27 protein-coding genes are annotated in these 26413 nt (G+C 37.8%); 8 read left to right on the top strand and 19 right to left on the bottom strand.

Going from position 1 to position 26413, the window contains the following annotated elements:
- Positions 1 to 75 precede the first annotated feature (75 nt).
- Positions 76 to 1452: a magnesium transporter gene (gene mgtE / locus Q5794_RS03900; RefSeq protein WP_057239464.1), complete on the bottom strand. Its 1377-nt coding sequence runs from the start codon at positions 1450 to 1452 to the stop codon at positions 76 to 78.
- Positions 1453 to 1629: 177 nt separating this feature from the next.
- Between mgtE and prpE the strand changes: the two genes are divergently transcribed.
- Positions 1630 to 2370, top strand: a complete 741-nt coding sequence (gene prpE, locus Q5794_RS03895; protein WP_057239465.1) for a bis(5'-nucleosyl)-tetraphosphatase PrpE — start codon at positions 1630 to 1632, stop codon at positions 2368 to 2370.
- An 18-nt stretch (positions 2371 to 2388) separates the two neighbouring features.
- Here prpE and Q5794_RS03890 read toward each other — a convergent pair whose 3' ends face one another.
- The 4 genes from Q5794_RS03890 to Q5794_RS03875 all read right to left on the bottom strand — a co-directional run bounded on the left by Q5794_RS03890 (position 2389) and on the right by Q5794_RS03875 (position 5219).
- Positions 2389 to 3297, bottom strand: a complete 909-nt coding sequence (locus Q5794_RS03890; protein WP_121944393.1) for an RluA family pseudouridine synthase — start codon at positions 3295 to 3297, stop codon at positions 2389 to 2391.
- Between the two features lie 14 nt (positions 3298 to 3311).
- Positions 3312 to 4109, bottom strand: coding sequence for an NAD kinase (locus Q5794_RS03885; RefSeq protein ID WP_162257821.1), 798 nt, complete (start codon positions 4107 to 4109; stop codon positions 3312 to 3314).
- 61 nt (positions 4110 to 4170) lie between these two features.
- Positions 4171 to 4806 carry a GTP pyrophosphokinase family protein gene (locus Q5794_RS03880; protein ID WP_014461566.1) on the bottom strand — a complete coding sequence of 212 codons (636 nt, stop codon included), beginning with the start codon at positions 4804 to 4806 and terminating at the stop codon, positions 4171 to 4173.
- A 26-nt stretch (positions 4807 to 4832) separates the two neighbouring features.
- Entirely contained in the window at positions 4833 to 5219 is a 387-nt protein-coding gene (locus Q5794_RS03875; RefSeq protein ID WP_043980462.1) for a hypothetical protein, read from the bottom strand.
- Positions 5220 to 5435: 216 nt separating this feature from the next.
- Here Q5794_RS03875 and Q5794_RS03870 point away from each other — a divergent pair, with 216 nt between their 5' ends.
- The 5 genes from Q5794_RS03870 to Q5794_RS03850 all read left to right on the top strand — a co-directional run bounded on the left by Q5794_RS03870 (position 5436) and on the right by Q5794_RS03850 (position 8769).
- Positions 5436 to 6026 carry a CYTH domain-containing protein gene (locus Q5794_RS03870; protein ID WP_029324774.1) on the top strand — a complete coding sequence of 197 codons (591 nt, stop codon included), beginning with the start codon at positions 5436 to 5438 and terminating at the stop codon, positions 6024 to 6026.
- Between the two features lie 79 nt (positions 6027 to 6105).
- The gene (locus tag Q5794_RS03865) at positions 6106 to 6720 is read left to right on the top strand and encodes a lytic transglycosylase domain-containing protein (RefSeq protein ID WP_374988696.1); all 615 of its coding nucleotides are present in this window, start codon (positions 6106 to 6108) and stop codon (positions 6718 to 6720) included.
- A gap of 286 nt (positions 6721 to 7006) precedes the next feature.
- Positions 7007 to 7417, top strand: coding sequence for a globin-like protein (locus tag Q5794_RS03860; protein ID WP_013055433.1), 411 nt, complete (start codon positions 7007 to 7009; stop codon positions 7415 to 7417).
- A 26-nt stretch (positions 7418 to 7443) separates the two neighbouring features.
- Positions 7444 to 8295, top strand: coding sequence for a ClpXP adapter SpxH family protein (locus tag Q5794_RS03855; protein WP_013055432.1), 852 nt, complete (start codon positions 7444 to 7446; stop codon positions 8293 to 8295).
- 294 nt (positions 8296 to 8589) lie between these two features.
- Positions 8590 to 8769 (top strand): hypothetical protein, encoded by a 180-nt coding sequence (locus Q5794_RS03850; RefSeq protein WP_013055431.1) that lies wholly within the window; start codon positions 8590 to 8592, stop codon positions 8767 to 8769.
- 31 nt (positions 8770 to 8800) lie between these two features.
- On the opposite strand, the gene pepF is transcribed toward Q5794_RS03850, so the two are convergent.
- From pepF to mecA, 4 genes are all read right to left on the bottom strand, one after another.
- On the bottom strand, positions 8801 to 10618 hold the full coding sequence (pepF, locus tag Q5794_RS03845) for an oligoendopeptidase F (protein ID WP_028407481.1): 1818 nt from the start codon (positions 10616 to 10618) through the stop codon (positions 8801 to 8803).
- Positions 10619 to 10781: 163 nt separating this feature from the next.
- Complete coding sequence (locus Q5794_RS03840; RefSeq protein ID WP_214984737.1) at positions 10782 to 11963, bottom strand: competence protein CoiA; 1182 nt, start codon at positions 11961 to 11963, stop codon at positions 10782 to 10784.
- A gap of 119 nt (positions 11964 to 12082) precedes the next feature.
- Positions 12083 to 13600, bottom strand: coding sequence for a cardiolipin synthase (gene cls, locus Q5794_RS03835; protein WP_013081764.1), 1518 nt, complete (start codon positions 13598 to 13600; stop codon positions 12083 to 12085).
- A 214-nt stretch (positions 13601 to 13814) separates the two neighbouring features.
- Positions 13815 to 14495, bottom strand: a complete 681-nt coding sequence (gene mecA / locus Q5794_RS03830) for an adaptor protein MecA (RefSeq protein WP_013055427.1) — start codon at positions 14493 to 14495, stop codon at positions 13815 to 13817.
- Positions 14496 to 14855: 360 nt separating this feature from the next.
- Between mecA and Q5794_RS03825 the strand changes: the two genes are divergently transcribed.
- A complete protein-coding gene (locus tag Q5794_RS03825; protein WP_374988695.1) occupies positions 14856 to 15521 on the top strand; it encodes a TerC family protein in 666 nt (221 codons plus the stop codon).
- Between the two features lie 96 nt (positions 15522 to 15617).
- On the opposite strand, the gene madM is transcribed toward Q5794_RS03825, so the two are convergent.
- From madM to Q5794_RS03790, 7 genes are all read right to left on the bottom strand, one after another.
- Positions 15618 to 16379 carry a malonate transporter subunit MadM gene (gene madM / locus Q5794_RS03820; protein WP_029324768.1) on the bottom strand — a complete coding sequence of 254 codons (762 nt, stop codon included), beginning with the start codon at positions 16377 to 16379 and terminating at the stop codon, positions 15618 to 15620.
- The gene (madL, locus tag Q5794_RS03815; protein ID WP_192996589.1) at positions 16376 to 16789 is read right to left on the bottom strand and encodes a malonate transporter subunit MadL; all 414 of its coding nucleotides are present in this window, start codon (positions 16787 to 16789) and stop codon (positions 16376 to 16378) included. Before madL ends, madM begins: the two co-directional genes overlap by 4 nt.
- Positions 16790 to 16984: 195 nt before the next feature.
- Positions 16985 to 17881 carry a LysR family transcriptional regulator gene (locus Q5794_RS03810; protein ID WP_192996588.1) on the bottom strand — a complete coding sequence of 299 codons (897 nt, stop codon included), beginning with the start codon at positions 17879 to 17881 and terminating at the stop codon, positions 16985 to 16987.
- 201 nt (positions 17882 to 18082) lie between these two features.
- Positions 18083 to 18481, bottom strand: a complete 399-nt coding sequence (gene spxA / locus Q5794_RS03805; protein ID WP_013055422.1) for a transcriptional regulator SpxA — start codon at positions 18479 to 18481, stop codon at positions 18083 to 18085.
- A gap of 418 nt (positions 18482 to 18899) precedes the next feature.
- A complete protein-coding gene (locus Q5794_RS03800; RefSeq protein ID WP_192996587.1) occupies positions 18900 to 20306 on the bottom strand; it encodes an amino acid permease in 1407 nt (468 codons plus the stop codon).
- A gap of 247 nt (positions 20307 to 20553) precedes the next feature.
- Positions 20554 to 20757: a hypothetical protein gene (locus tag Q5794_RS03795; RefSeq protein ID WP_214985639.1), complete on the bottom strand. Its 204-nt coding sequence runs from the start codon at positions 20755 to 20757 to the stop codon at positions 20554 to 20556.
- 58 nt (positions 20758 to 20815) lie between these two features.
- Positions 20816 to 22180: an amino acid permease gene (locus Q5794_RS03790; protein ID WP_192996586.1), complete on the bottom strand. Its 1365-nt coding sequence runs from the start codon at positions 22178 to 22180 to the stop codon at positions 20816 to 20818.
- Positions 22181 to 22631: 451 nt separating this feature from the next.
- Here Q5794_RS03790 and Q5794_RS03785 point away from each other — a divergent pair, with 451 nt between their 5' ends.
- Positions 22632 to 23207: an N-acetyltransferase gene (locus tag Q5794_RS03785; RefSeq protein ID WP_192996585.1), complete on the top strand. Its 576-nt coding sequence runs from the start codon at positions 22632 to 22634 to the stop codon at positions 23205 to 23207.
- Positions 23208 to 23488: 281 nt separating this feature from the next.
- On the opposite strand, the gene Q5794_RS03780 is transcribed toward Q5794_RS03785, so the two are convergent.
- Genes Q5794_RS03780 through Q5794_RS03770 form a run of 3 tightly spaced genes read right to left on the bottom strand, consistent with a single transcriptional unit; the run spans position 23489 to position 26410 of the window.
- Entirely contained in the window at positions 23489 to 24406 is a 918-nt protein-coding gene (locus tag Q5794_RS03780) for an ABC transporter ATP-binding protein (protein WP_374988694.1), read from the bottom strand.
- Position 24407: 1 nt separating this feature from the next.
- Positions 24408 to 25478 (bottom strand): ABC transporter ATP-binding protein, encoded by a 1071-nt coding sequence (locus tag Q5794_RS03775; protein WP_374988693.1) that lies wholly within the window; start codon positions 25476 to 25478, stop codon positions 24408 to 24410.
- Positions 25479 to 25492: 14 nt separating this feature from the next.
- Positions 25493 to 26410, bottom strand: a complete 918-nt coding sequence (locus tag Q5794_RS03770; protein ID WP_057241320.1) for an ABC transporter permease — start codon at positions 26408 to 26410, stop codon at positions 25493 to 25495.
- Positions 26411 to 26413: the final 3 nt, after the last annotated feature.

The following is a 26413-nucleotide window of genomic DNA, read 5'->3' as shown; positions in this document are numbered from 1 at the left end:
GGTTCTCTGTCAACTATATGAACTGATAATGAAAATCCGACATGATTACTCATGTCGAATTCTAAAGTCCTTTCATTATTTTAAATAACTCATAAATGTTGTCGCTAGACCGAAGTAAATTAAAATACTGATAAGGTCATTGATCGTTGTAATAAATGGTCCTGATGCGACTGCAGGGTCAATTTTGAACCTGTGCATGAGAAGCGGGATAAACGCTCCTGCTAATGTAGCCACAATCAATGTTGAAAATACAGAGACGCCTACCAAAGCGCCTAAAATAAGATCTCCTTGCCAAATATAAACAATTAATACAACTAAAAGTCCACATGATGCGCCCGTAATCATTCCGGTAGCTGCTTCTCGGATTAACAGCTTAAATTTGCTTTCTTCTTCGATCTCTCCCGTCGCTAGTCCGCGAACCGCAACGGCTAGTGCCTGTGTTCCTGTATTACCAGCCATACCGCCAATCAAAGGTATAAATACAGCTAAAATAGCTACTTGATTCAACGTATCTTCAAAACGTCCAATTAAACTCGCTGTCATCATTCCTAAAAACAGCAAAATAATAAGCCAAGGCAGCCTCTTTTTGGCCGCTACTAAAGGATTGTGGTCAATCGTATCATCTACATCACTAATACCGGCTAATTTAGAATAGTCATCCGATGCCTCTTCATCAAGAACATCCATCACATCATCAACCGTAATAATCCCGAGAAGATGCTGCTGAAAATCAACAACTGGAAGCGCAAGAAAGTTGTAATCGCGCATAATACGCGCAACTTCTTCTTGGTCTTCTGCTACTGACACGGATACGACTCGTTCACTCATAACTTCGCTTATCATCGTATCTTCATCTGCTATAATTAAATCACGAAGAGAAATAACACCTGCTAGATGCTTTTGTTCATCAATAACAAATACATAATAAATCGTTTCCGCTTCTGGAGCCTCCCTGCGTAGAATGTGCATGGCTGAATGTACGGTTTGATTTTCACGAATGGCCACAAATTCAGTCGTCATAATACTTCCAGCGGTATATTCCTCGTAATGAAGCAACTCTTTAATTTCATCGGCTGCTTCTTCATCCATAATCGTTAAATAGCTCGCCACTTGTTCTTTATCCAATTCATTTAATACGTCAACGGCATCATCCGCCGACATTTCCGACAGCATGTCTGCTGCAAAATTGGGATGCATCTCTGAGAGAATTTCTTGATAATCTTCTTCTCGTATCTCTACATTTTCAAAGATATCCGCCATTTCTTCCGGAGATAACATCTCGTACAGCGCAAATCTAGAAGGCTCATCTAATTCTTCAAAAAATTGAGCTTGGTCATACGTATGCATATGTAAAAATTCTTCACGAAATGCATCGATTTCATTTTTTTCTAAAAGTGATAATAAATGTTCGGCGAACCATGCCTTTTCTTCTTTTTCAATTGAATCTGTCATGTCTTCAACCTCCCTGTCGCACAAAACTCATTTAACTTTATGATGAATTTTGTTTTTTTTCAACTCACAGCTCTTTACTCTTTTCCCAATAATATATAAGTTCTACACATAGTTTGCTCCATATAAGGGTAATTTTATATCGTCAAAGGAAAAACCTTTTAAGGATGTGGATAAAAGATGAAAATAGATATAATAGGCGATATCCATGGGTGCTATGATGAATTAAAAGCGTTAACAGAAAAACTTGGGTATGAGTGGCAAGACGGGATTCCTGTCCACTCTGACGGACGGCGCCTTGGATTTGTAGGTGATTTAACAGACCGAGGACCTCATTCACTAAAAGTGATTGAGCTCGTATGGTCACTTGTAATAAAGCATCAGCAAGCTTACTACTGTCCAGGCAATCACTGCAATAAGCTATATCGCTTCTTTTGCGGTAACAAAGTGCAAATTACTCATGGGTTAGAAACGACCGTTGCCGAGTACGAAGCTTTACCTTCAAGAGAACAGAAATTCATTAAAAAAAAGTTCATTGAGCTTTATGAACAATCACCTCTATATGTGCAGCTTGATCAAAACCAATTAATTATTGCTCACGCCGGTCTTAAAGCTGAATACATCGGCAGAACGGATAAAAAAGTAAAAACCTTTGTGCTATACGGAGACATTACGGGTGAAAAACATCTAAACGGCATGCCTGTCCGACGAGATTGGGCCAAACATTATAACGGAAAACCTTTTATCGTGTATGGGCATACACCCGTAGTAAAAGCCAGAGAAATCCATAATACCATTAATATTGATACAGGCGCAGTTTTTGGAGGGGCTTTAACGGCGTTTCAGTATCCTGAAAGGAATATTATATCGGTGCCTTCATCTATGCCTTATGTAGAGGAAAAATTTAATCACTTCGTGTAAAAAGAAAGTCGCTTTTCATTAAAAAAAGCGACTTTCTTTTACGATTTGAAGTTTCTGCATATCTGGCGGCAAAGGTGCTGTAAAAGACAAAGTTTTTTGTAAAAAAGGATGAAAAAAAGTGAGCTCATAGCTGTGAAGAGCTTGACGAGAAATAAGATGATTCGTTCCGCCATATAAGGTATCTCCAAGCAGTGGATATCCTTTATAAGCCATATGAACACGAATTTGGTGAGTTCTCCCCGTCTCAAGCGAAAGAGCAACTTCTGTAAAAGAAGAATACTGACGAAGCGCCGTATAGTGTGTAATAGCAAACTGCCCATCTTCTCTTACTTCCCGTTCGATGATACTTGACTCTTTTCGGCCAATCGGTGCCTCTATCGTTTCTTTGCCAACAAGCTTACCATGAACAAAAGCTCGGTACACGCGTTTAATTTCATGTTCTTTTTGTGCTTTAGAGAATAAGTAATGAACGTGCCTATGTTTAGCGACAATAAGCAGCCCAGATGTGTCTCGATCCAACCTATTTACAAGATGAACAGTCGAGTTAATGTTATTTTTCTCATAATAATAGAGCACAGCATTACTTAGTGACCACGTTAGATGTTCTCGAGAAGGTATACTTGGCATGTTTGGCTGCTTATTCAAAACTAATATATACTCATCTTCGTATACAATATCCAAAGGTATAGCTTTAGGAAGAAGACTTTCACTTGCTTTTTCTGGTGGAAACGCCACCTTGATTTCGTCACCTTTTTGCAGAATATATCGAACCGTTGCATGCTTTCCATTTACTTCAATTGCTCCTCCTCTGAACTTAATGTCCGTCAGAGAAGCTTTGGAAATATCATGTTCTTTTAAAAATTCACGAACCGCTACACCCTCGAAAGAATTATCTACGGTCCAACTCAACGTAAAAACTTGTTTCATTCTCTTCCCTGCCTTTAATCATCACATACAAAAGAGTCTCTGACACGCTGCCAGAAAGGAAACGCACGAAAGCGAGCAAATCGAATTTTTTCGCTTGCTACCCGAAATTGAATCGACTTTACATCTTTATGTAAAAGAGTTAAATGATCAATGGTAATTTGAAAGTCTGCGTCGTTGACAGGCTTTAACAGCGCTGTATGATGTCCAGGAAGAACCAATGGAGAACCTATCGTACGGAACACTCGATTGTTAATAGAAGCCATTTCAGCAATTTGAATAGCATGAAGCGAAGGATGTAAAATCGCGCCTCCAAGGGATTTGTTGTAAGCTGTACTTCCCGAGGGAGTGGATACGCAAAGGCCGTCTCCTCGGAATGTCTCAAATCGCTGCCCTTTAATTTCCACATCCATTACTAAAGAACCTTCTACACTTTTTACCGTACATTCATTCAGAGCTAAGTATCGAGCTTCACGTCCACCGTTTGTGTAGCGAATAATCACTTCGAGCAGTGGATACTCTACAGTCTGATAGGGTGTCTTTGCAATAGCAATCACCAGCTTCTCAATCTCATCAGGTGTCCAATCTGCGTAAAAGCCTAAATGGCCGGTATGAACCCCAATAAAAGCCGTCTTGTCAAGTCGGTTTCGATAGCGGTGAAACGCGTAGAGAAGCGTTCCATCCCCTCCTACTGACACTACAATATCAGGCTGGTTTTCATCATATTCTAAATGAAAATCTAATAAATACGTTTTCATTTTTTGCATAAGCGTATTTGATATTTGGTTGCCTTTTGATGTAATAGCAAATTTTATTTTCTCCACCTAATTCTCTCCCCCTATCCATCCAATGTACAAAGCTGTTGCTGAGTCATACCTAAGATTCTTCCGCCGATTCTTTTTTTCGTGAGAAAATAGCCTGAGCTTCTTGAATCTCACCTCGTATTTGAGACATTTCTTCATCGAGCTGAGTAGCCGCTTCAGAAGCACGCTGAAGTCGCTTTTTGATATTCTCAGGAAATTTCCCGCTGTACTTATAATTTAAAGAATGCTCAATTGTAGCCCAAAAATTCATAGCCAGTGTACGAATTTGAATTTCCACTAAAATTTTCTTTTCACCTTTAATTGTTTGAACAGGATAACATACGACCACATGATATGAACGATAGCCGCTTTCTTTTTTATGAAGAATATAATCTCTTTCTTCAATCAATTCAAAGTCTGTTCGCTGACGAAGGAGCTCTACGACCGCTTTAATATCGTCCGTAAATTGACACATCATACGGAGTCCCGCAATGTCCTGCATCTCTTCCTCTAAGCGATCGAGAGAAATTCCTTTTCGAGTCGCTTTATCCAAAATACTGGCGATAGGCTTTACTCGTCCCGTCACGAATTCAATAGGTGAATGCGTAGACTTCATATCATACTGTGAACGAATTCCCTTTAATTTCACCTTAAGTTCTTCAACGGCTTGTTTATACGGTGCTAAAAATAAATCCCAATGCCTGATCATTAATAACACCCCCTTTTTTCTCTCTATTACTTATTTTCTTTATCTAAAAAAACTTCTTCTACTCGTGCTACCATCTCGTCTCCATAATTCACATTTCCTTCGATGTTACTGATGAGATAAGATAGCTCTTCTTTAACGGCTGATAGCTCAATTACTTTCTTATTAATTTCTAAAAATACTTTCATATCTTTATGTAAGACGTGCTTTAAATTTGCCCAAATATTATCACTAAGGCCAACATACATAAATTGATCATTAATATCTACAACATATACAAATGACATGTTATCTGAGTCAACAAGCATTTGTTTTGTATCTTCCAATTGTTCAATTTTCGTCTCAATAGGGTCTGCTTTTAAATGTAATTCATTTGATTTCATCACACAGGTAGTGATGTCAATTCGATTGTGCATAAATAAACTCCTTCCAACTATACAATTCGTTACTATTTTAACACATTCCAGGAACGTTTAATAAAGGTAAAACCTAAACAATCCGTATTTCTTCATTTTCCAAGTTCCCCATATGGATATTCCTGTTAGGAAATGTAGTTTGACTGTCTCAAAAAGTGTGATAAATTAAGATGGAAAGTGCCTTACCAAAAGACCTAAATTAAAAGGATGATTTCATTGAAACAAGAAATTGAAATTGAATTTAAAAATATAGTAACGAAAGAAGAGTTTGATCGTCTCCGCTCACACTTTCAACTAACTGAAGATCAGTTTGTTTCTCAAGAAAACCACTATTTTGATACACCTGCTTTCTCATTAAAAGACTGCGGGGCTGCCCTGCGAATTCGAAGCAAAAAAGATAAGTCCGTTCTCACGCTCAAACAGCCTCATCAAGAGGGTCTTTTAGAAACACATGAAGCATTAACAAATGAACAAGCTAAAGAATTGCGAGATGGCAGCGCCAAGATTCCGTCAACAATTCAACAGCTTATTACTGATTTACAAGTCGATAGCCATGCGCTAACTTATTTTGGCACTTTGCGTACAAGTCGAGCAGAAATTCCATATAAAAACGGGTTACTTGTACTCGATCATAGCTTTTATCTAGGTGCTGAGGATTATGAACTTGAATACGAAGTAACCGATGCCAATGAAGGAGCAAAATATTTTGAGCAATTGCTTACGGAGCTTGATATTAAAAAGAAACCAACGGAAAACAAAATTCGACGGTTTTACAAGCGAAAGTATACGTTAATGGATGGAGAATAAATTCATGAGCATGAATATTAACAATTACATGTCTTCCGTTCAATTTCCTGGAACTTAGCCATTTTCAGTTAACAACCAGATGCCAACAGCTAACGTGATGCTTGGTACAACTTTACTCTCTGTATTTGCTCAGCTTTTTCAAGACTACGTCAATCAAGAGCCTCAAATGAGTACCAATCTTTACTTGAAGGCAGCGCAGATGTTTCCATTTACGGCGGTTCAAATGCAGTCCGAGCCATCTGTTTCTTCCTCAAGTAAGGCAGCGGCTTCAAATGCTGCCTTACCTGCACAAAAAAATGAAACGGCAAAGACCAGTTCTCAGGATGTACAAACGATAATTACAGAAGCAGCTGCACGCTACCAGCTGGATTCTAAACTTATTTGTTCTGTTATTAAACAAGAATCAAACTTTAATCCATCTGCCAAAAGTTCTGTAGGAGCGGCTGGGCTTATGCAGCTAATGCCAGCAACCGCTAAAGCTCTTGGTGTAGAAGATCCGTACGACTCCAAGCAAAATGTATTTGGAGGAGCCAAATATCTTCGACAAATGTTAGATAAATACAACGGAAATGTGAAATTAGCGTTGGCGGCCTATAATGCTGGACCAGGTAATGTCGATAAATACGGCGGAGTACCCCCTTTTCAAGAAACGCAAAAATATGTAAATAAAATTATGTCTTCTTATCTTGTGTAAATGAACAAAATCATTCGCCACTCGAACATGGAATGGCTGTAGTTTGTCGAGGTTACACTATATAAATAGAAGGAAATGTTTGTGAAAGTATTCCTTTGTTTCTCATAATTAGTGATTCGCCACAGCATCATAGACTTTTCTTATGTAGAATTCCACTTTATCTCTTTTCCAGTAGAAGAAGTAAGCGGATAGTTTGAGTTAACGAAATGACACTGCTAAAATTAAGGAAAGTAAAAAACACCAAAGAGTTAAGACGTATATTTCTTATAACAAAGGAGTTATCAACATGAGAGAAAAAATCCACTCCCCTTACGAATTATTAGGCGGTGAACATACGATTTCAAAACTTGTTGATGCTTTTTATACACGCGTTGGACAACATCCTGAGCTCGCGCCAATTTTTCCTGATGATTTAACAGAAACAGCACGAAAGCAAAAGCAATTTCTGACACAATATTTAGGAGGGCCTTCGTTATACACTGAAGAGCATGGTCACCCTATGCTGAGAGCTAGGCATCTTCCTTTTGAAATTACACCGTCAAGAGCCAAAGCCTGGCTGACGTGTATGCATGAAGCAATGGACGAAATTAATTTAGAAGGCCCTGAGAGAGATGAACTTTATCATCGTCTTATTTTAACTGCCCAACACATGATTAATTCACCGGAACAGACAGATGAGAAAGGATTTTCACATTGAGTAATCTAAATAGCCAATACCCATCCTTGCATCAGCTTTGTCAAGGTTCAAATAAAAAACCGCTTGAAATCTATGTATTTGTTGACCCTCTTTGCCCGGAATGCTGGGCACTCGAGCCTATTCTAAAGAAGTTACAAATAGAATATGGTCAGCTGTTATCCCTCAAGCATGTGCTTGGCGGAAACTTACAGCAATTAAATATTGGAGCACAGCAGAAATTTGAACATATTGCAAAATCGTGGGAGAAAACTGGAAGCCGCTCCGGTATGTCATGTGACGGCAATCTGTGGCTTGAAAACCCAATCGATACTCCTTACGCTGCATCAATTGCGATTAAAGCGGCCGGTCTGCAAGGAAAGAAACAGGGCATTCGCTTTTTGAGAAGACTTCAAGAAGTAGTATTTTTAGAAAAACAAAATGTTACGGAAGAATCTGTCTTAATACAATGTGCAAAACATGTGGGGCTAGATGTTAATGAATTTGTAAAAGATTTGCATTCAGATTACGCTGCGAAGGCCTTTCAATGTGATTTAAAAATCACGTCGGAAATGGATGTCGATGAGATTCCAACTCTTGTGTTCTTCAACGAAAAAGTTGAAGAAGAAGGCATTAAGATATCAGGATACTATTCGTACGAAACATATGTACACATCATTAAAGAGATGTTAGAAATTGACCCAGATCCAGCTTGTCTTCCGCCTCTTCGTTCATTTTTAAGCTATTTTCAATTTGTTGCTTCAAAAGAAGTTGCAGTTGTGTATGGTTTATCATTAGAAGAGGCTGAAAAAGAATTGAAAAAACTTCAGCTTCAGCAAGTGGTTGAGAGAGTTCCTGTCAAATACGGCACCTTTTGGAGAAGTACTGAAAAGAGCTGTTAATCATTAAATGTTGATGCTTATCCTAAGCATCAACTAAACAAAAAAGACTTGGCTTTCGCCAAGTCTTTTCGTTTGTCTTAAGACAACAAGGGGATGGGAGAAATTTTTCACGGTCAAACAAAGGGGTATATGTTTGTTTTGTGATAAACTTCACGATTAATACTATAGCAAATTATGTCGACTTTTGGCAACCCCTTTTTTCAATTTTATTCACTTTTTTATAAAAAAACTTCATAAACAGCCAGATTCACTCATATAGTACAACCAATTATGCTTTTAATAGAGGTGTTAACTATGAAAATTGCTGGAATTACTCTAGGGGTTGTTATTCTTTTGGTTTCTTTTTTATTCTATATTTTATCTCTTATGCAGCTTGTTCCTCTCATTATCGCAGGCCCTCTCTTATTTTTAGCTATCCTTATTATTTTTACATTGCTTAACAATCACAACAAATTTCGAGGATTTAAAAAATGAAGCAGGATACAGCTCCTGCTTCATTTTAATTTTATTGATTTAATAAACGTTCCATTTCCGTTAATTTCTCTTCAAATACGGCTAGCGCTTCTTCAATAGGCTGAGATGTTGTCATGTCTACTCCTGCTTTTTTCAACACTTCAATTGGATAATCAGAGCTTCCTGACTTTAAGAAACCTACATATCGCTCAACAGCTGCATCTCCTTCTTCAAGGATTTGCTTGCTTAATGCCGCTGCTGCACTGAACCCTGTAGCATATTGATAAACGTAGTAATTGTAGTAGAAATGCGGAATACGAGCCCATTCTAATCCAATCTCTTCGTCAATTACTAAGTTGTCTCCAAAATACTTTTTATTTAAGTCGTAATATAATTTTGTTAATAATTCAGGTGTAAGCGGCTCTCCGTTTTGAGCACGCACGTGCACATCGTGCTCAAATTCAGCAAACATCGTTTGACGGAATACCGTACCGCGGAATCCTTCCAGATAATGGTTAAGTAAGTACAAGCGCTGCTTTTCATCATCAATCGTTTTTAGTAAATAATCGTTTAGAAGCGCTTCATTACACGTTGAAGCTACTTCTGCCACAAAGATTGAATAATCTCCGTAAGGATATGGCTGCGTTTTTCTTGTGTAATAACTGTGTACAGAATGGCCAAATTCATGGGCTAGTGTAAACAAGTTATTTACATTATCCTGCCAGTTCATTAAGATATAAGGATTGGTGCCGTACGTTCCTGAAGAATAAGCACCGCTTCGCTTGCCTTTGTTCTCATGAACGTCTACCCAACGGTTTTCAAATCCTTCTTTTAACACGTTAAGGTAGTCTTCACCTAGTGGTTTCAGGCCTTTTAAAATATAATCTTTTGCTTCTTCATAGGTTACTTCCATTTTTACGTCTTTTACTAAAGGCGTATAGAGATCATACATATGAAGCTCTTCAATTCCCAATACTTTCTTACGTAAATCAATATATCGATGCAATAAATGCAAATTATCGTTCACTGTTTTAACTAAGTTATCGTATACTTCTTCTGGAATGTTATTTGTGCTAAGAGCTGAGTGACGAGCTGAATTATAGTGACGAACGCGGGCGCTAAAATTATCTTTCTTCACCGTGCCGCTTAACGTACTTGCAAACGTATTTTTAAATTTACCGTACGTTTCGTACACCGCTTTAAACGCTTCTTCTCGTACGCGGCGATCGCTGCTTTCTAGGAAACGAATATAGCGGCCGTGCGTAATTTCTACTTCTTCTCCATTTTCATCTTTAATGGAAGGAAATTCTAAATCTGCATTGTTTAACATTCCAAACGTGTTGCTTGAAGATCCTAGCACTTCAGAAGCCTGAGCAAGAAGCGCTTCTTCGCTTTCTGATAAAATGTGCGGACGCTCGCGAGTAATTTCATCTAATGCATGAGCATATAACTTTAGCTCTTTATGTTCCGCCATGTATTGTTTAATTTTTGATTCTTCAATAGACAAAATTTCTGGTGTTACATACGATAATGCACTTGCAATTTGGGTATAAAGTGTTTTGATACGATCATTTAACCCTTGATAAAAAGAGTTAGTGGTATCTTGATCGTAGCGCATATGAGCATATGTATAAAGTTTACTAACGCGCATTGTGAGCTCGTCTTGCTCTTGAAGAGCGTCGTATAAAGTTTGAGCGGACTCTCCAAGTTTCCCTTTGAATTTTTCCATTTGCGGAATAAGAGCTTTTACTTCTTCAAATTCTTTTTCCCATGCGTCATCTGAAGCAAAAATATCCTCTAGTTTCCACGTATCTTCTACTTTTATCTCGCTTCTACTTGGTAACTTTTTTACTTTTGATTGTTCACTCATGGTCATCCCTCCATCTTTTTCTACTTGTCTATAACTTTTCGCTTTTTCTAAGGCGAATCCTTTTTATTTCTTTCGTTATTGTATGTTGTTTTAAAAGAATTAATCAAAAGTCAGTACGCTTTTGAAAAAAGGATTCTTTCTTAAGCGTACTGATTTTCAGTGATTATGTCACTTCTTTTGCTTGATTTAACCACCTTTTCATCATTTGTCCATCTTCTAAAAAAGCATCAGATGTTTGCTTTGGAATCGTGTAGGGCCTTCTGATTTTGTATACCCCAGAAGTTATATACGTTAGCATCCCTAGCCGGCATAATACCTCTATATACTCAAACAGGGGCTGTTCCACAGCAACAGGGGCCATGGGCAAAGACCGAAATACAATATGCCTTTTATGAATTCTGTAGAGCCATAGCCGGCATAACTCTTTTTCTGTAACTAAATCCCCTACTTGCTTCTGCTGCATTAAATCAAGAAGCAGCCACGTTTGCCATATAGTAGCAGACGTTTCAACCATGTATAAAGAAGGCAGCGGCATGCCTGCTTCTGCTGGAATATGAGAGGGAGGAATATTATTTTCATAAAGAGCGTGTAAAAAAGGCTGAAGCTTCTGATTAGGATAGAGGATATAATGCGTTCTCCATGCCTTCTTTTTCTTTATCCATGAAGAGAAAAATTGAGGTTGTGTATGTGTAGAAAAAAGATCATGAAAGGTATGCTCGTGAGGAGAGAGCACGACAAGCTGTGCATAACAAATCTGAGATGAAAAAGGAATAAGATGTTCAAGTTTCAACAGTTGATTAGTAGAAGGTGAAAAATAAAGAAGTGTGGGCGTATAATCGGAAAGAGTAAGAAACTGCCACTCTTGAAAAGAAAGTTGATACATATAAGTGGATAAGCGCTTCATTCTTTTTGCCCCCATAATCCAAAGGGGCATATAATTTCCTTTCTCATAATGAATAGAACGTTTGGTTAGCACTGAGGAAGATAAGGAAGCACATTGAAATTCGATTGCATATTTTTGCGAGGGCGTATCTACAAGAAGATCTGGACGCTGCATGATGTCAGGAAGATAACTTTCTAACTCGACTTCAAGATGAGAACTAAACCAGTGAAACAGCTTTCGTTTTCCGTCGAGATGATAATCTGTTTCACCTTCATGCTGAGCGACGCACGTTTTTTTCAGGTGAGCAAAATGAGGGATTTTTTTTGTACCTACCTTTAACTGTACAGGGGATTGACAAGAGGGACAGTAGAACTGCTTTTCTTTTTTCCACAGCTTAAGCTGTTCAAGCGAAAAGCGCTGAGCTAGTGAAATGAGGCCTTCTTCTGTTTGGGCAACTAACAATCGTACATTTCTCCTTCCTATAGTAGCAAGCTATATCCTTGTATTCGACACCTTTCTACTAAACCCTTTTCTTTCAGAAAAAAACCACATTACAGCATACGCAATGTGGTTTACAGCGATTATAATAGCGGTGAAAGCAAACGGGCTGTTGATTCAAATAGCCGCTGTATAAATGGCCGCTTTTCAAAGTCTTTAAAGTGAAGCTCACTCGTTTCTTCTAAATCTTGCATATATTCATATACGAGCTTTTGAGTACTAGCTGTGCGATATAAAAAAGCATTTACTTCAAAATTCAAATGAAAGCTTCTCATGTCCATGTTAGCTGTTCCAATAGAGGCAATTTCTCTATCAACAATCACAATCTTGCTATGCATAAATCCTTTTTTATACTCGTAAATTTTCACACCTGCTTCTAGCAGCTCCGGAAAATAAGAGCGTGATGCATGAAAAACAATTTTTTTATCGGGCTTCTGAGGTACAAGAAGCCTTACATCTATACCGCTTAGAGCAGCTACTTTGAGGGAAGTAAAAATATCTTCATCAGGTATGAAGTAAGGAGAAGCAATCCAAATGGACTCTTTCGCAGACGTAATCATCGAAAAAAATAAGTGTTTGATAATTTCCCACTCACGGTCTGGTCCGCCAGCAATCATTTGAACACCGCCGCACTTTTCCATATCAATGTCAATTAAATCCGGCGATAGATACGTTTGAGTAAGCATCGTCTGACCTGTCATATAATACCAGTCTTGCAAGAAAATAAGCTGCAATGAACGGACTGCCTCACCCTTCACCATCAAATGGGTATCTCTCCAAAAGCCAAAATGCCGACTTTTCCCGAGATATTCATCACCAATGTTCAAACCTCCTACAAATCCAATTGTTCCATCAATGACTACAATTTTACGATGATTACGGAAGTTGATTTTATTATTGAGAAATGGAAGTCTGACCGGCAAGAACGGAATCATTTCTACGCCCGCGTTTCTTAACTCGTGAATATAATGTGGTGAAAGCTGAAAACTGCCCACGGCATCATACAAGAAACGTACATAAACTCCTTCTTGTACCTTCTGAATTAAAATATCTTTAATTTGTTCTCCTAAGTGATCATGTCGTACGATGTAATACTCTAAGTGGATATGATGCCTTGCATGCTTTAATGATTCCATAATTTCGTGAAACGTCTCTTTTCCATTCGTCAATGCGCGCGTATCTGATGAAAAAGAAATTGGACTCTTGCCAAGCCTGACGGCTAGCTTCAGCATTTGCTTTCTACTGGTGCCCAACTGTTCAAAGTGATTTTCTAATATACCCGAATCTCTTTCCATCTTTAAAAGCACCTGTTCATCCAGCTTTGCTTTTTTAGCAAATAAACGCCGTTTTCGCGTATTGCGCCCAAATAACAAATAAAAAAAGAACCCTATTACCGGGAAACCGCCTAATACTACGAGCCACGTTAGCGTTTGAGTTGGATGACGGTTTTCTAATGAAATAACAAGACCGATGAAAACAACACTAATCGTAATTAAGATACTTAGCACGCCAATAAATTTACCGTCCCAATACCCTTTTGTAAAATAAAGCAAAGCAATAATACCAATAACAAAAATTAAAAGCTGTAATCTATTTTTCAACTTGTTTTCACCTATCCTAAAACCAATCTTTCATCATTAATAACAGGTCTCTATACCGTTATTATTCTCAAACTTGTTATTTTAACACTACACTTTCCCGTGTAGGAAGCAGCCGCCTGCTTTTTCCACCTATATTGTTCGATATGAGCGGAGGGCATTTCCAAAAAAGAGGGCAAAACAAAGACCGATTTCATATACATGAAATCGGCTGCTATTATCGTAAAGGAAAATACTGCTTTACTTGTTCAAGTGCATTTTCACTGATTAATTCTTTTCCATATTCCATTAAACGATGAACTGTTACATTTGATTCATTTGCATATTCTAAAATGATACTTAAAATGTTATCAATTTCAGCTACAAAGTCTTCATCATCTGTAAACTCAACGTATAAATAATATTTTCCTTCAAACACGTACATGCTGTTGATGATATCATCTAACTCTAAATGGTGACTTAAGGAAATTAAATGTTCTAAGTCTTGAAAGCGTGCGACGAACTGTAGCCCTTCGTCTTCTATAATTTCTTCTTCAAAATCAGCTTTTTTATTTTGATTCGCTTGATGATCAAGCAACGCTTCAATTTTTCCATCTACAGGGATATCGATTTTATCATTTTCACCAACAGGTACTTCGAACTTTTGACCGTCTTTTGAAACTTGTGCTCTTGTTACAATAACCTCTAGCCCTTTCTCAAGCGCATGTACTTGAATCCAAAGAGGACCTTCTGCTACAAACTCTTCTTCTTGATGAATTTCGTCCATCATCTCCCAGAATAGCTCTTCACTGCGCTCTCGGCTAAACCAAATTTCATTGCGATCAAATCCACGTTCTTCAATATCTACGTAAGTGACAAAGAATTTTACTGTGTTTTCATTAATGCGTTCGATTTCCATTATCATCTCTCCCTTCGGAAAAATCAGTGAAGGTAATCCGGCCATTTCGAACATTACCCCTAAACGATGAAGGGACTATTTTACCCCCGTGTTAAAGCAATATTACATGTACTTTCTCACTTTGTAAAGCATTCTAACTTGGGATATACAAGCATACACTATTTGAGTGAACCTTGTATATCTATTTTATGACAAAATGCGTAAGAAAGGAAATAAAAAATACTCTGACAACTCATAGCCACCTTACACCTTACTTTGTTATATACATAATCTCTTTACCCTATGAACGCTTTTTGTTAAAAATGAACACAGATAAAGCAATATGAGCTACTTATCCTTACATATTGGGAGGGAAGACTATTGGATTTAGAATTAATAACCTCCATTCTTCTTATTATCGGTATCGATATTGTATTAGGTGGAGACAACGCTATTGTTATTGCCTTAGCAAGCCGTAACTTACCTGAATATCAGCGAAGTAAAGCTATTTTTTTAGGGACTGGCTTAGCTGTGATAGTTCGCATTGTACTTACTATTTTAGCTGTTTATTTACTAACTATTCCTTACTTGCAGCTCATCGGCGGTTTTTTATTAGTGATCATTTCCTTTAAGCTTCTTGTATCAGAAGGTGATGATGCATCTTCAATCCGTGCAGGTGTGACATTAGGCGCCGCTGTAAGAACGATTGTATTTGCTGATATTGTAATGGGACTAGATAATGTAATAGCTGTAGCAGGCGCAGCTCATGGAAATATTATCTTGGTTGTCACTGGGTTACTCGTATCCGTCCCCATTATTGTTTGGGGAAGCAAGCTCATTTTGTATTTGATGGAACGATTTCCCCTGCTCGTTTATGGGGGAGCAGCTATTTTAGCTTATACTGCTGGAAATATGATTGGACATGAAAAGAACTTACATTCATTCTTTGCAGACCATACATCTCTAGTAACATTTATTCCGTTTATAACAATTGCTGTTGTGCTGATAAGCGGCATGGTTGTTAATAGCTTTCGTTCAACTAAATGATAAAGAAAAGGCCATACTAAACATTTTTATTTAGTATGGCCTTTTCTTTAGTTTAATGAGCACAGCAGTCTTTTATTCATAAAACACTTTGTACACTTAAAAAATAATCTCTGTGAGTAAAAAAAGAATAGATGGTACGAGTAAGCAACCAAGACCTGTATAAAATGTAGCTGTCATGGCTCCGTAAGGTACAAGTTTTACATCTGTCGCGGCTAAACCAGCTGCTACACCGCTCGTCGTCCCCATAACTCCTCCATAGATCATTGCTGTACGAGGGTTGTTTAATTTGATTTTCTTAGCAAATATCGGTGTCAAAATCATAACTGAAATGGATTTAATTAATCCTACAGCTATACTTAACGCGATAATATCAGAAGAGGCTCCAATCGCAGTTCCAGAAACCGGCCCCACAATATAGGTCACGGCTCCTCCTCCGATTGTGGTCAAAGCAACGGGATCTCTATATCCAAAACAAAGAGCAATAATTACACCTATTACAAAGGAATAGAAAACCCCAAAAAACAAGGCCGTAATCCCGCTGATTCCCGTTTTTTTGACTTCGCTAAAATTCGCGCCGAACGCAGTAGCAATAATGGCAAAATCTCGCAGCATCCCTCCGCCCATTAAACCAATTCCTGAAAATAACTGTATATCAGAAATTCCTTTCTCTCCTCCTGTGTTCACTCCACCGATATAAGCAAGGATTAGTCCAAACATAATAGCAATAGCAGATCCGTGAACTCTTCCTTTTGTTAATTTATCTGATAAAAAATAAGCAATATACATGACAATCCCAATAATAGCAAATGCCGTAATCAGCCCATTATTTTCTAATCCTTCTTTGATCATATTCATCATTTTATCTGCTCCTTAGGTAAAATAGAAAGCTCTATTTCTTGTTCTTTCACCTTCGCTTTCTCTCCTATTCTGCTGATAAATGGTATGGATAAAAAGCCTAATACGACTACTACCACCCCTGCAAGAAGCGCCATACCTCCTCCATCAAGAGCAGCTACAACATTTTGCTGTGCAGACATTGCTACCACGATAGGAATATAAATACCTCCCCAAAAAGCAATACCTTCTTCGGATTTTACTTGGAGCTTATTTTTCTTCTTTAAATAATCCACCGCTAGTACAAGAAGAAGCATGGATACCCCTACTCCCCCAACGTTGGCTTCTACTCCCATCAGCCCTCCTAATGCGTCCCCTACAATTACCCCTATCAACATGCAAATAGATAGCAGCGCTACACCGAAGATTATCATATTACTTCCTCCCCACTCCGTTATTGAAAGCGTTTGCTTTACAGTTTAAAAATAGTGTAAAGGAAAAAAGTTGAATAACCTATGCATTTTTAGTTATATACTTATATCAAAAATGACATAATGCAGTTTTTCTCTACTGTTTACTTTAGATTTATTCGAAAAAGAAATAAAAATCATGACATTTAGTCATGATTTTTATATGTATTCATGAGACATACCGGAGGGTAAATGTTTAAAATAATCGATCACAAACTGCCTGAAGATTTGTTGTAAATCCGTCACGTAGCCTCCATTGTTCCAAGCTAAAAAGATAGTACGTTCAAATGTTTCCTCTTCAATTTTCAGCAGTTTTACATCTTTTCCTGTAGAACCTCCCCAAGTTACTTCAGGAATAAAACCTATTCCTTGCTTCGCTCTAATCAAACCTCTCACTGTGGCTGGATCATCGCTTTCAAACGTAATTTGAGGTACAAAATTCTGTTCCTTACAAATTACATCCGTTATTTTCCTTAGCTCTTTCCCTTTCTTTAGCACAATGAATTTCTCATTTTTAAGTTCATTTAACTTTACACGTGATTTCTTGGCTAAAGGATGATCAAGAGGCACTGCAAGCAAAATCGATTCACGAAGCAAAGTAGTATGTTCGATCTGACGGGTTGTTAATGGAAAAGCTGAAATACATAAATCAAAATCAGGCTGTGAATAGCTATTAGTCAAGTGCTGCATCAGTCGAAAACGCACCTGAGGATATTGCTCACGAAACCTGCTTAATAGCTCTGGAAGTAAATGTGAACTAGCTAATACAACAAGGCGAATTTCTTCACATGGATCGTTCGACATATCCTTTAGCTCGTGCTTTGCGTCTTCCAATGTTTTTAAAGCAAGTTCTACTTTGGCACAGAATGCTTTACCATACCGATTTAATTTAATGTATTTACCGTTTCGATCAAACAAACGAATGCCTAGCTCTTTTTCTAACTGTGAAATCGTTTTGCTGAGCGCAGGCTGAGATACATATAGCTCTTCGGCCGCTTTACTGATATGTTCTAGTCTAGCAACTACTTGGAAATATTTTAGCTGTAAAAGCTCCAATCCGTTCACCACCACTTTTATATGTTTAGATACTCTCTTTCTTTACTAATTACATATATACTTCATTTTCCCTGCTATTTCGACAAAAAATAAGCAGCAGAGGCCATTTGGCTCCCTGCTGCTTATTTTTTATATACCAACTTCAAGCAAACGTTACTTGGTTGGTTTCTTATTTAAATCTTAAACAGACAAATATAAAAATTAACCATTCACAAGTCTTTGAGCTTCGCGAAGTTGGAAAGTACGCACTTTACGTGGTAAGAAACGACGGATCTCGTCTTCATTGTAACCAACTTGTAGACGTTTTTCATCAATGATAATCGGACGGCGCAATAAGCCGGGATTTTGCTGAATTAATTCATACAAATCTTGCAAAGGCATAGCGTCTACCTGAACGTCTAGTTTTTGGAAAGTTTTCGAACGTGTTGAAATGATTTCATCTGTTCCATCTTCTGTCATACGTAAAATTTCTTTAATCTCGTCGATTGATAACGGCTCTGAAAAGATATTACGCTCTGTATATCCAATATCATTTTCCTCTAACCAAGCTTTCGCTTTACGACAAGATGTACAACTTGGTGATGTATATAATGTAACCATTTACTCCTTCACTCCTTCTATCATAATCGGTCATAACATTTAAAACATGAACTGTAAATCATGTTGTTTTATACAAACTTCAACGAGTGTAAATATTTAATGACTGATAATGAAAATCGATACTACTTTATAATTACTTTTAAAAAATAATATCTATTTGCATTATACTATAAACTTCATCGGAATGATATACTTTTTAAAGTGAACTAGTACATTAGTTCGTTCCTTCACTGTCATTATTTTCATTGCCGATTTTCTTCATTATTTATTTACCACACTACTATTACGAATAAACCTGTAGATTAGTTTCATTTTTTTATTATTTTTTTCTTTCACAAATTCCTCAAATTTTTCAGTCACTAAAAAAGCCTTGCAGAAGAACGGACTTTTCTGCAAAGCTTTTGAGATAACCTCTTATTTATTTAATAGCTGATGTGCTGCTTTTTCCTCGTCTCATTAAGATAGGATACAGTAACAGCCCGATTACAAATAAGCCAATACCTAAGAAAAATGTTTTTAAATCAGCTGTCCCTGTCTTAATCACCCAAAGTGAATAAATAAGTGCTAACGAGGCAATAATTCCGTCTTTTACGCGCGATCCTTTAATGATATCGTACGTCTCACCCGTCACAATAAGCTTTAATTGATAAACTGTCGTCACGAAATAAGGAACTAAATAAGCGAGAGTAGCTACAACGATAGCGAAATTATAGGCTTGTGAAACTGTACCTGAAATAGTCGCAAACAAAAACAACTGTGTTAAGCCATTTGTTAATGTTAGTGAGCGGGCTGGACTATTGTTCTGATTCGTTTTAGCAAACCACTGTGGAAACAACCCTGATTTTGCTGCTTGATAAGGAACTTCTGCACTAACCACAATCCATCCAACAGTAGAACCTAATAAAGAAATAAGTGCTAAAATGGCCATTACGTAAGCACCTTTATGTCCAATCACCATTTCTAACGTATCTACCAAAGGTTTTTGAGACTGCTGAAGCTGAGCTGTTGAAAGAATACCCATAGCTAGAAGCGTAATCCCCACATAGATAACCATCGAGATCAATAATCCAAGCAGCGTTGCTTTCTTCACTACTTTTTGTGATTTTGCACGGTTAGATAACAGTACAGCCGATTCAATTCCGATAAACGCCCAAAGCGTAGCGATGGCTGCCCCATTGACCTGACTTCCCAATCCTACATTTATACCCTTTGAATTAACAAATTCTGTACTGACGAGGTTGGATGCGCTAAATAGCGATAGCGCCACAACAATAAATAAACCGAATCCAATAATTTTAGCTGCCGTTGTGATAAAGTTAATATTACCGGCGCTATTGATATCTCGCTGCAAAATAGCTTGAATTCCCCATAGGACAATAGAGCATACTAAAAACGTAATGAATTTTCCAGCTTCTAATTGAAAATCTCCGACGGAAAATAAAATATCCTTACTCTCCATTACTGGAAAGAACGTTGTTAAATATCCCGCAAACGATATGATGACAGATGCTGTTGCAGCCCAGTTGGCTGCCCAGTAGCCCCAAGCCATGCTATACCCTGCTACTTTACCTGCTTTAGGCGATGAAAAAAGATTCGCTGCATAACTTTGAGGCCCTCCTTTTAATTCAGGCTTTCTCATCACTAAGTTCCCGAATACAAGAGCAATCATGAACACGCCAAGACCTGTTGCAATCCAAGCAAGTGTTGAACCGATTGGACTTGATACGTTTGCTAAATTAGAAGGAAGCATAAATACTCCGCCGCCTACCATATTACCAACTACAAAGGCTGTTAAAAACCAAAGTCCCCATTTTTTATCTTTCATTTGCTGTGTCTCCTTTTTCTTTCTAAAAGCTTAAACTTTTGAGATAGAAAGCTCGATGCTAATCTATTAACACGTAAAAATTATTTGTTTCTTCATTTGTTTAACAATATAATATATTAGCACACTAAAGCAAAAAGTGAAATAATAAATCCTTCATTTTCTTTTGGAAAAAAATGCGGCTGGGACATAACTACATCAATCTAAAGATGAACAAATGGGATATATGAGCTCGTATGGATCGCGCTTGTTACACCGCTATTGATTTCCGTGCAAGACTTCGCTTTCCGCGGGCGGGCGGTGAGCCTCCTCGTTGCTTCCGCTCCCGCAGGGTCTCGCTTTTCCCCAGGAGTCTTCGCCTTTCCCTCCAATCAATAGCTAAAAGCCCTACATACAGTAAACTTATGTTCACCATCACCATAAAAAAATCCGAACGAGTTGGATTCTTAATCAAGAATTCAACTCGTTCGGATTTTCCTTCAATGAAACTACTTTTGTCCGAGCCTCATTTTTTATCTTTTATGAAAACCTTTTGAATAGTAGACAACAACCAATAAAACAAACCATATCGGACCTACAATAAGGGCTATTCTTGTATCAGAGGAAAAACCCATCACCACTACTACTCCCGCTAAGAAAGCAAGAGCGAGATACGACGTATACGGAAAAAACGGAAGCTTATATTTTAAATCACGTACTTGCTGATCGCTTAATCCTCTGCGGAAGCGAATTTGAGAAAGTAAAATAATTCCCCATGTCCAAATCGCTCCAATAGTAGCAATACTTGTCACCCAGGTGAACACTTTATCAGGAACAACATAGTTTAAGCCAACTCCCAGTAGCAGTACAACAGCTGAAGCAATAACTGCTGCACCAGGCACGCCGCCTTTTGTTAAGTTGGCATAGCGTTTTGGTGCTTCCCCGTGCTGAGCTAAATTAAATAACATACGGCCTGTACTAAAAATTCCACTGTTACAAGAAGATAAAGCCGCTGTTAACACTACAAAGTTTATAATCCCTGCTGCAGCGGGAATTCCAGCTTTATCAAATGTTAAAACAAATGGGCTTCCTTGTGTTCCGATCTCTGGCCAAGGATAAATAGACATAATAACAAACAAAGCTCCGATGTAAAAAATCAAAATTCTCCACAGTACATTATCAATTGCTTTTGTTAGTGTTTTTTCCGGATTTTTCACCTCTCCTGCTGTTACCCCAATCATTTCAATACCAAGGTAAGCAAACATAACCATTTGAAGTGATAAAAGAACACCCTTCATGCCATTCGGGAAAAAACCTCCGTGACTCCATAAATTACTGATTCCTGTTGCAATACCGCCATTTCCAATTCCAAAGATAATCATGCCTAGTCCCAGCACAATCATAAGGATAATCGTTACTACTTTAATAAGAGAAAACCAAAACTCTAGTTCGCCATATGCTTTTACAGCTAAAAAGTTAACCCCTGTCATGATAACGAGTGCTGCAAGTGCCCATATCCACTGAGGTACACCTGGGAACCAAAACTCCATATATACTCCAACAGCTGTAATTTCAGCCATACATGTAATAATCCACATAAACCAGTAGTTCCAGCCTGTTAAATAACCGGCAAGTGGCCCTAAATAATCGTTAGCATACTTACTAAAAGAACCGGCTACTGGATTTTGTACTGCCATTTCACCTAACGCTCTCATAATAAAAAACATAATAAGACCACTGATTCCATACATGATAAGAATACCAGGACCCGCTAACCGAATAGCGGATGCAGAACCTAAAAACAATCCAACTCCGATAGCTGCACCTAAAGACATTAAGCTAATATGTCTTTCCTCAAGTCCACGGCTTAATTCTTTTTCTTGCGTGTTCCCTTGCATAATTCTCTCTCCTAACATATCCATTTCATTTAATAGCGATAGCGGCTACCTGTATAGTATTAACTTATTTTTCAGCCAAATAATTCTAGGCAGTATATGTACTAAAAATCTGATATTGCAAGTTTCACACCTGCACTTTTACCGCTATCTCATCTATAAAATACAATATTAAAAAAACTTCACTTTGTTCATTTTATCAAAAATCACAAAAAATGCGATAGTTTTTTGTGATTTCCACAAATAAACTTACGCTCGAAATATAATAAAAACCATTTTTTACATTATATGTTCTTACCACGCTATAATTTTCTAACTATTAAGAATAATCGTTCGTTTATTCTTCCATATTTTCAATTATAGATGCTTACTTTTCCCTAAAAAGGGTAAAGATAAGATAGCTGTTTAAACACTATTATGAATATCATCATGAAAAGATCAGTAGGAGGGTGCTATGAATTGGTATGAAAAACTAAGTCAATATTTTCCCATTGAAGAAATGAAATCAAAGAAGCATATCGAAACGCTTTTACAAGAACGCAGCGATATTTATCATAAAAATGAAGGACCTCACCACGTATTAATGTACGTGGAAACAGACCAATTTATCTTTATTGATTACCTCTTTGTTTCAAAAGACGCTCGAGGTCAAGGGCTTGGCGGTAAATTAATTGATGAGTTAAAACAGCATAACAAACCAATTATTTTAGAAGTAGAGCCTGTAGACTATAAAGATTCAGACTCAGCAAAACGACTGCATTTTTATAAACGTGCAGACTTTAGGCATGCTCAAACAATTGGCTATAACCGCCGGTCATTAGCTACAAATGAAATTAACCAGATGGAAATTCTATATTGGTCTCCTACCTCTGAAACAGAGGAAAGCATTTTAAATAAAATGAAAAACACGTACGAGTTAATTCATACGTACAAAGACAAAGAAATATATGGTGCGTCTTATCAGCCGGCAGATCAAGTATTAAAAATTGACAAAAATCGTAAAGACGGCGATATCTTAGCAGATTTATAAAAAGAAGGTAGACATGTTTCTACCTTCTTTTTGTTTTTTTGAATTATTATTCAACACAAAACATTATTAATCACTTATATTCCTTTAGTTATAAGGTTTATACATAGATATTTTGTCTTAAATATAAAATTCTGAAAATTTTCAATAGTATTTTTCAATCCTTTACTGTATAATACCTGTAAAGCGCTAATGTTACTTGTTCTTACATGTTTTTTGCAACTTGAAGCTTAGTGTTCTTTGATAACTACATAAAAAACGACCTCGTTGTGAGATCGTTTTTGTTATGTTGTATATGTGGCAAACTCTGCTTGAGAACAAGACACGTAGTGACCTGGAGATACTTCTCTAAGCTCCGGTTCTTCACCGTTATAGTTATGGATACTTTGATCATAAATTTTGCGCTGACGTGTTTTTTCACTGTCAGGATCGGGAAGCGGAATAGCTGAAAGCAACGCTTTTGTATATGGATGAACAGGGTTTCGATAAAGTTCATCACTTGGTGCAAGCTCTACAATCTTACCTCTGTACATAACGCCGATGCGGTCACTGATGTATTTTACCATTGACAAATCATGGGCAATAAATAAATATGTTAGTCCACGTTCACGCTGTAACTTCTTCATTAAGTTAACAACTTGAGCTTGTATAGATACGTCCAAAGCTGAGATTGGTTCATCTGCGATGATAAAATCAGGTTCTACTGCCAGTGCTCTTGCGATACCGATACGCTGACGCTGCCCGCCACTAAACTCATGTGGATAGCGATTTGCATGTTCTTTGTTAAGCCCCACTGTTTCAAGAAGCTCGTGAACCTTTGCCATACGATCCTTTTTCGTCTTAGCTAAACCGTGAATGTCAATGCCCTCTGCGATGATATCTGCTACGGTCATACGAGGGTTAAGCGACGCATATGGATCTTGGAAAATCATTTGCATTTTACGATTGAATTTTTTAAGCTCTGAGCGAGATTTGCGACCATGTACATTTTCGCCATTAAATAGCACCTCACCGCTAGTAGCGTCGTATAAACGAATAATTGTTCTGCCTGTCGTTGACTTGCCGCAACCGGATTCACCTACAAGCCCTAATGTTTCTCCGCGGAAGATGTCAAACGTCAGACCATCAACTGCTTTAATTGTTCCTTTACTTGTGAAAAAATGTTGTTTTAAGCCTTTAATCTCTAATAATTTATCTGTCATGTTATTCACCATCCTTCGCTGCGAGTACAGGTGCACTGTATACATTATCAACTTTACGCATGCGGCGCTGAACTGAAGCAGGCGGCTCTACTTTTGGTGCATCGGGATGTAACAGCCATGTTTTCGCATAGTGCGTATCAGATATTTTGAACATTGGAGGCTCTTGCTCAAAATCAATTTTCATTGCGTATGGATTTCGCGCTGCAAATGCATCTCCCTTTGGAGGATTCGTTAAATCTGGCGGCGTTCCAGGAATAGCAGCCAGCTCTTCTTCTGCCTCGTTATCTAAGCTTGGCATAGAAGCTAGCAGCCCCCACGTATACGGATGTTTCGGATCATAAAACACTTCATCCACAGTGCCCATTTCAACAATTTGACCAGCATACATAACCGCTACTCGATCAGCTACATTGGCTACTACACCAAGATCATGGGTAATGAAAATAACAGATGTATCCGTTTTTTTCTGAATGTCTTTCATTAACTCTAAAATTTGAGCTTGAATGGTTACATCAAGCGCCGTTGTCGGTTCATCAGCGATCAGAAGTTTCGGATTAGAAGCAAGAGCCATCGCAATGACAACACGCTGTCTCATCCCGCCGCTGAATTCATGCGGATATTGGTTTACACGCTGTTCTGGAAAAGGAATACCTACAAGCGTTAATAACTCGACTGCACGTTTTTTCGCTTCTGCTTTAGACACTTTGGAGTGCTTGATTACGACTTCACCAATTTGAGCTCCAACTTTCATCGTTGGATTTAAAGAAGTCATTGGATCTTGGAAAATCATACCGATATCTTTACCGCGGATGGCTTCCATTTCTTTATCCGTTTTCTTAGCTAAATCAATGCCGTCAAACAGCATTTCACCGCTTTTAATTCGGCCTGGAGGCATCGGAATAAGGCGCATGATCGTTTGTGAAGTTACACTTTTACCAGATCCTGACTCACCAACAATTGCTAAAGTTTCACCTTTATTTAAGTGGAAGTTAACGCCGCGAATGGCTTGTACTTCACCGCCATATGTTTTAAATGATACAGCTAAATTCTTTATTTCTAATAAACGTGACATATAAGTTCACTTCCTTACTTACGTAGTTTTGGATCTAATGCGTCTCGTAATCCATCACCTACTACATTAAATGCTAATATAGTCAAGCAAATAAACGTAGCTGGGAAGAATAATCTCCATGGATAGTACTCTAGAGCTGGTAAAGCATCGGAAGCCATTGTTCCCCAGCTTGCAAGCGGTGCCGGAACGCCTAGCCCCAAGTAGCTTAAAAATGCTTCTGTAAAGATTGCTGAAGGGATTGTTAATGTCATTGTAACTAAAATTTGACCCATAGAGTTAGGAATCAAATGCTTGAATAAAATTCTGTTAGTATTTGCACCTAATGTTTGTGAAGCCATTACGTACTCCTGGTTTTTCAACTGCATTACTTGACCACGAACAATACGAGCCATATTAATCCACCCAGTTAGAGTCATAGCTATAATCATAGTTCCTAAACCTTGATCAAATACAACCATTAATAGAATAACAAGCAATAAATATGGAACTCCGTATAGGATGTCTGCAAATCGCATCATTACTTCATCCGTGCGTCCGCCACGGTAACCGGAAATGCTGCCCCATACTACACCGATAAATAAATCAATTAATGCTGCAGATAAACCAATGAATAGGGAAATGCGAGCTCCTTCCCATGTTCTTGTAAATACATCTCTACCTAAATCATCTGTTCCAAACCAATGCTCTGATGAAGGTGGTTTGTTAGCATTAACTAAGTCGTTAGTTGCATAATCGTATTTAGTCATCATGGGTCCAAATATAGCCATGAAAACAATTAATATCAGGAGGATTACTCCAAACATAGCCAGTTTATTTTCTCTGAATCTCAAACGCACATCTTTCCAAAAAGATAAACTTGGTCTAGAAATCTTTTCTGCTTCACTTAAATCTACGGATGCTGGTTCAAACATGTCTTTAGGAATCTGTTGCATAAT

The organism is Priestia megaterium (assembly GCF_041941685.1).
Lineage (GTDB): Bacteria > Bacillota > Bacilli > Bacillales > Bacillaceae_H > Priestia > Priestia megaterium_C.
The sequence above is the reverse complement of the archived record's forward strand: the minus strand, read 5'-3'. Positions and strand labels throughout refer to the sequence as shown.

Excerpts from the sequence above, each read along its gene's own strand:
- mgtE (WP_057239464.1), bottom strand. The coding sequence starts at position 1,452 with ATGACAGATTCAATTGAAAAAGAAGAAAAGGCATGGTTCGCCGAACAT.
- prpE (WP_057239465.1), top strand. The coding sequence starts at position 1,630 with ATGAAAATAGATATAATAGGCGATATCCATGGGTGCTATGATGAATTA.
- Q5794_RS03890 (WP_121944393.1), bottom strand. The coding sequence starts at position 3,297 with ATGAAACAAGTTTTTACGTTGAGTTGGACCGTAGATAATTCTTTCGAG.
- Q5794_RS03880 (WP_014461566.1), bottom strand. The coding sequence starts at position 4,806 with ATGATCAGGCATTGGGATTTATTTTTAGCACCGTATAAACAAGCCGTT.
- Q5794_RS03875 (WP_043980462.1), bottom strand. The coding sequence starts at position 5,219 with ATGCACAATCGAATTGACATCACTACCTGTGTGATGAAATCAAATGAA.
- Q5794_RS03865 (WP_374988696.1), top strand. The coding sequence starts at position 6,106 with ATGCCAACAGCTAACGTGATGCTTGGTACAACTTTACTCTCTGTATTT.
- Q5794_RS03860 (WP_013055433.1), top strand. The coding sequence starts at position 7,007 with ATGAGAGAAAAAATCCACTCCCCTTACGAATTATTAGGCGGTGAACAT.
- Q5794_RS03850 (WP_013055431.1), top strand. The coding sequence starts at position 8,590 with ATGAAAATTGCTGGAATTACTCTAGGGGTTGTTATTCTTTTGGTTTCT.
- pepF (WP_028407481.1), bottom strand. The coding sequence starts at position 10,618 with ATGAGTGAACAATCAAAAGTAAAAAAGTTACCAAGTAGAAGCGAGATA.
- mecA (WP_013055427.1), bottom strand. The coding sequence starts at position 14,495 with ATGGAAATCGAACGCATTAATGAAAACACAGTAAAATTCTTTGTCACT.
- madM (WP_029324768.1), bottom strand. The coding sequence starts at position 16,379 with ATGATGAATATGATCAAAGAAGGATTAGAAAATAATGGGCTGATTACG.
- madL (WP_192996589.1), bottom strand. The coding sequence starts at position 16,789 with ATGATAATCTTCGGTGTAGCGCTGCTATCTATTTGCATGTTGATAGGG.
- spxA (WP_013055422.1), bottom strand. The coding sequence starts at position 18,481 with ATGGTTACATTATATACATCACCAAGTTGTACATCTTGTCGTAAAGCG.
- Q5794_RS03800 (WP_192996587.1), bottom strand. The coding sequence starts at position 20,306 with ATGAAAGATAAAAAATGGGGACTTTGGTTTTTAACAGCCTTTGTAGTT.
- Q5794_RS03790 (WP_192996586.1), bottom strand. The coding sequence starts at position 22,180 with ATGCAAGGGAACACGCAAGAAAAAGAATTAAGCCGTGGACTTGAGGAA.
- Q5794_RS03785 (WP_192996585.1), top strand. The coding sequence starts at position 22,632 with ATGAATTGGTATGAAAAACTAAGTCAATATTTTCCCATTGAAGAAATG.
- Q5794_RS03780 (WP_374988694.1), bottom strand. The coding sequence starts at position 24,406 with ATGACAGATAAATTATTAGAGATTAAAGGCTTAAAACAACATTTTTTC.
- Q5794_RS03775 (WP_374988693.1), bottom strand. The coding sequence starts at position 25,478 with ATGTCACGTTTATTAGAAATAAAGAATTTAGCTGTATCATTTAAAACA.
- Q5794_RS03770 (WP_057241320.1), bottom strand. The coding sequence starts at position 26,410 with ATGCAACAGATTCCTAAAGACATGTTTGAACCAGCATCCGTAGATTTA.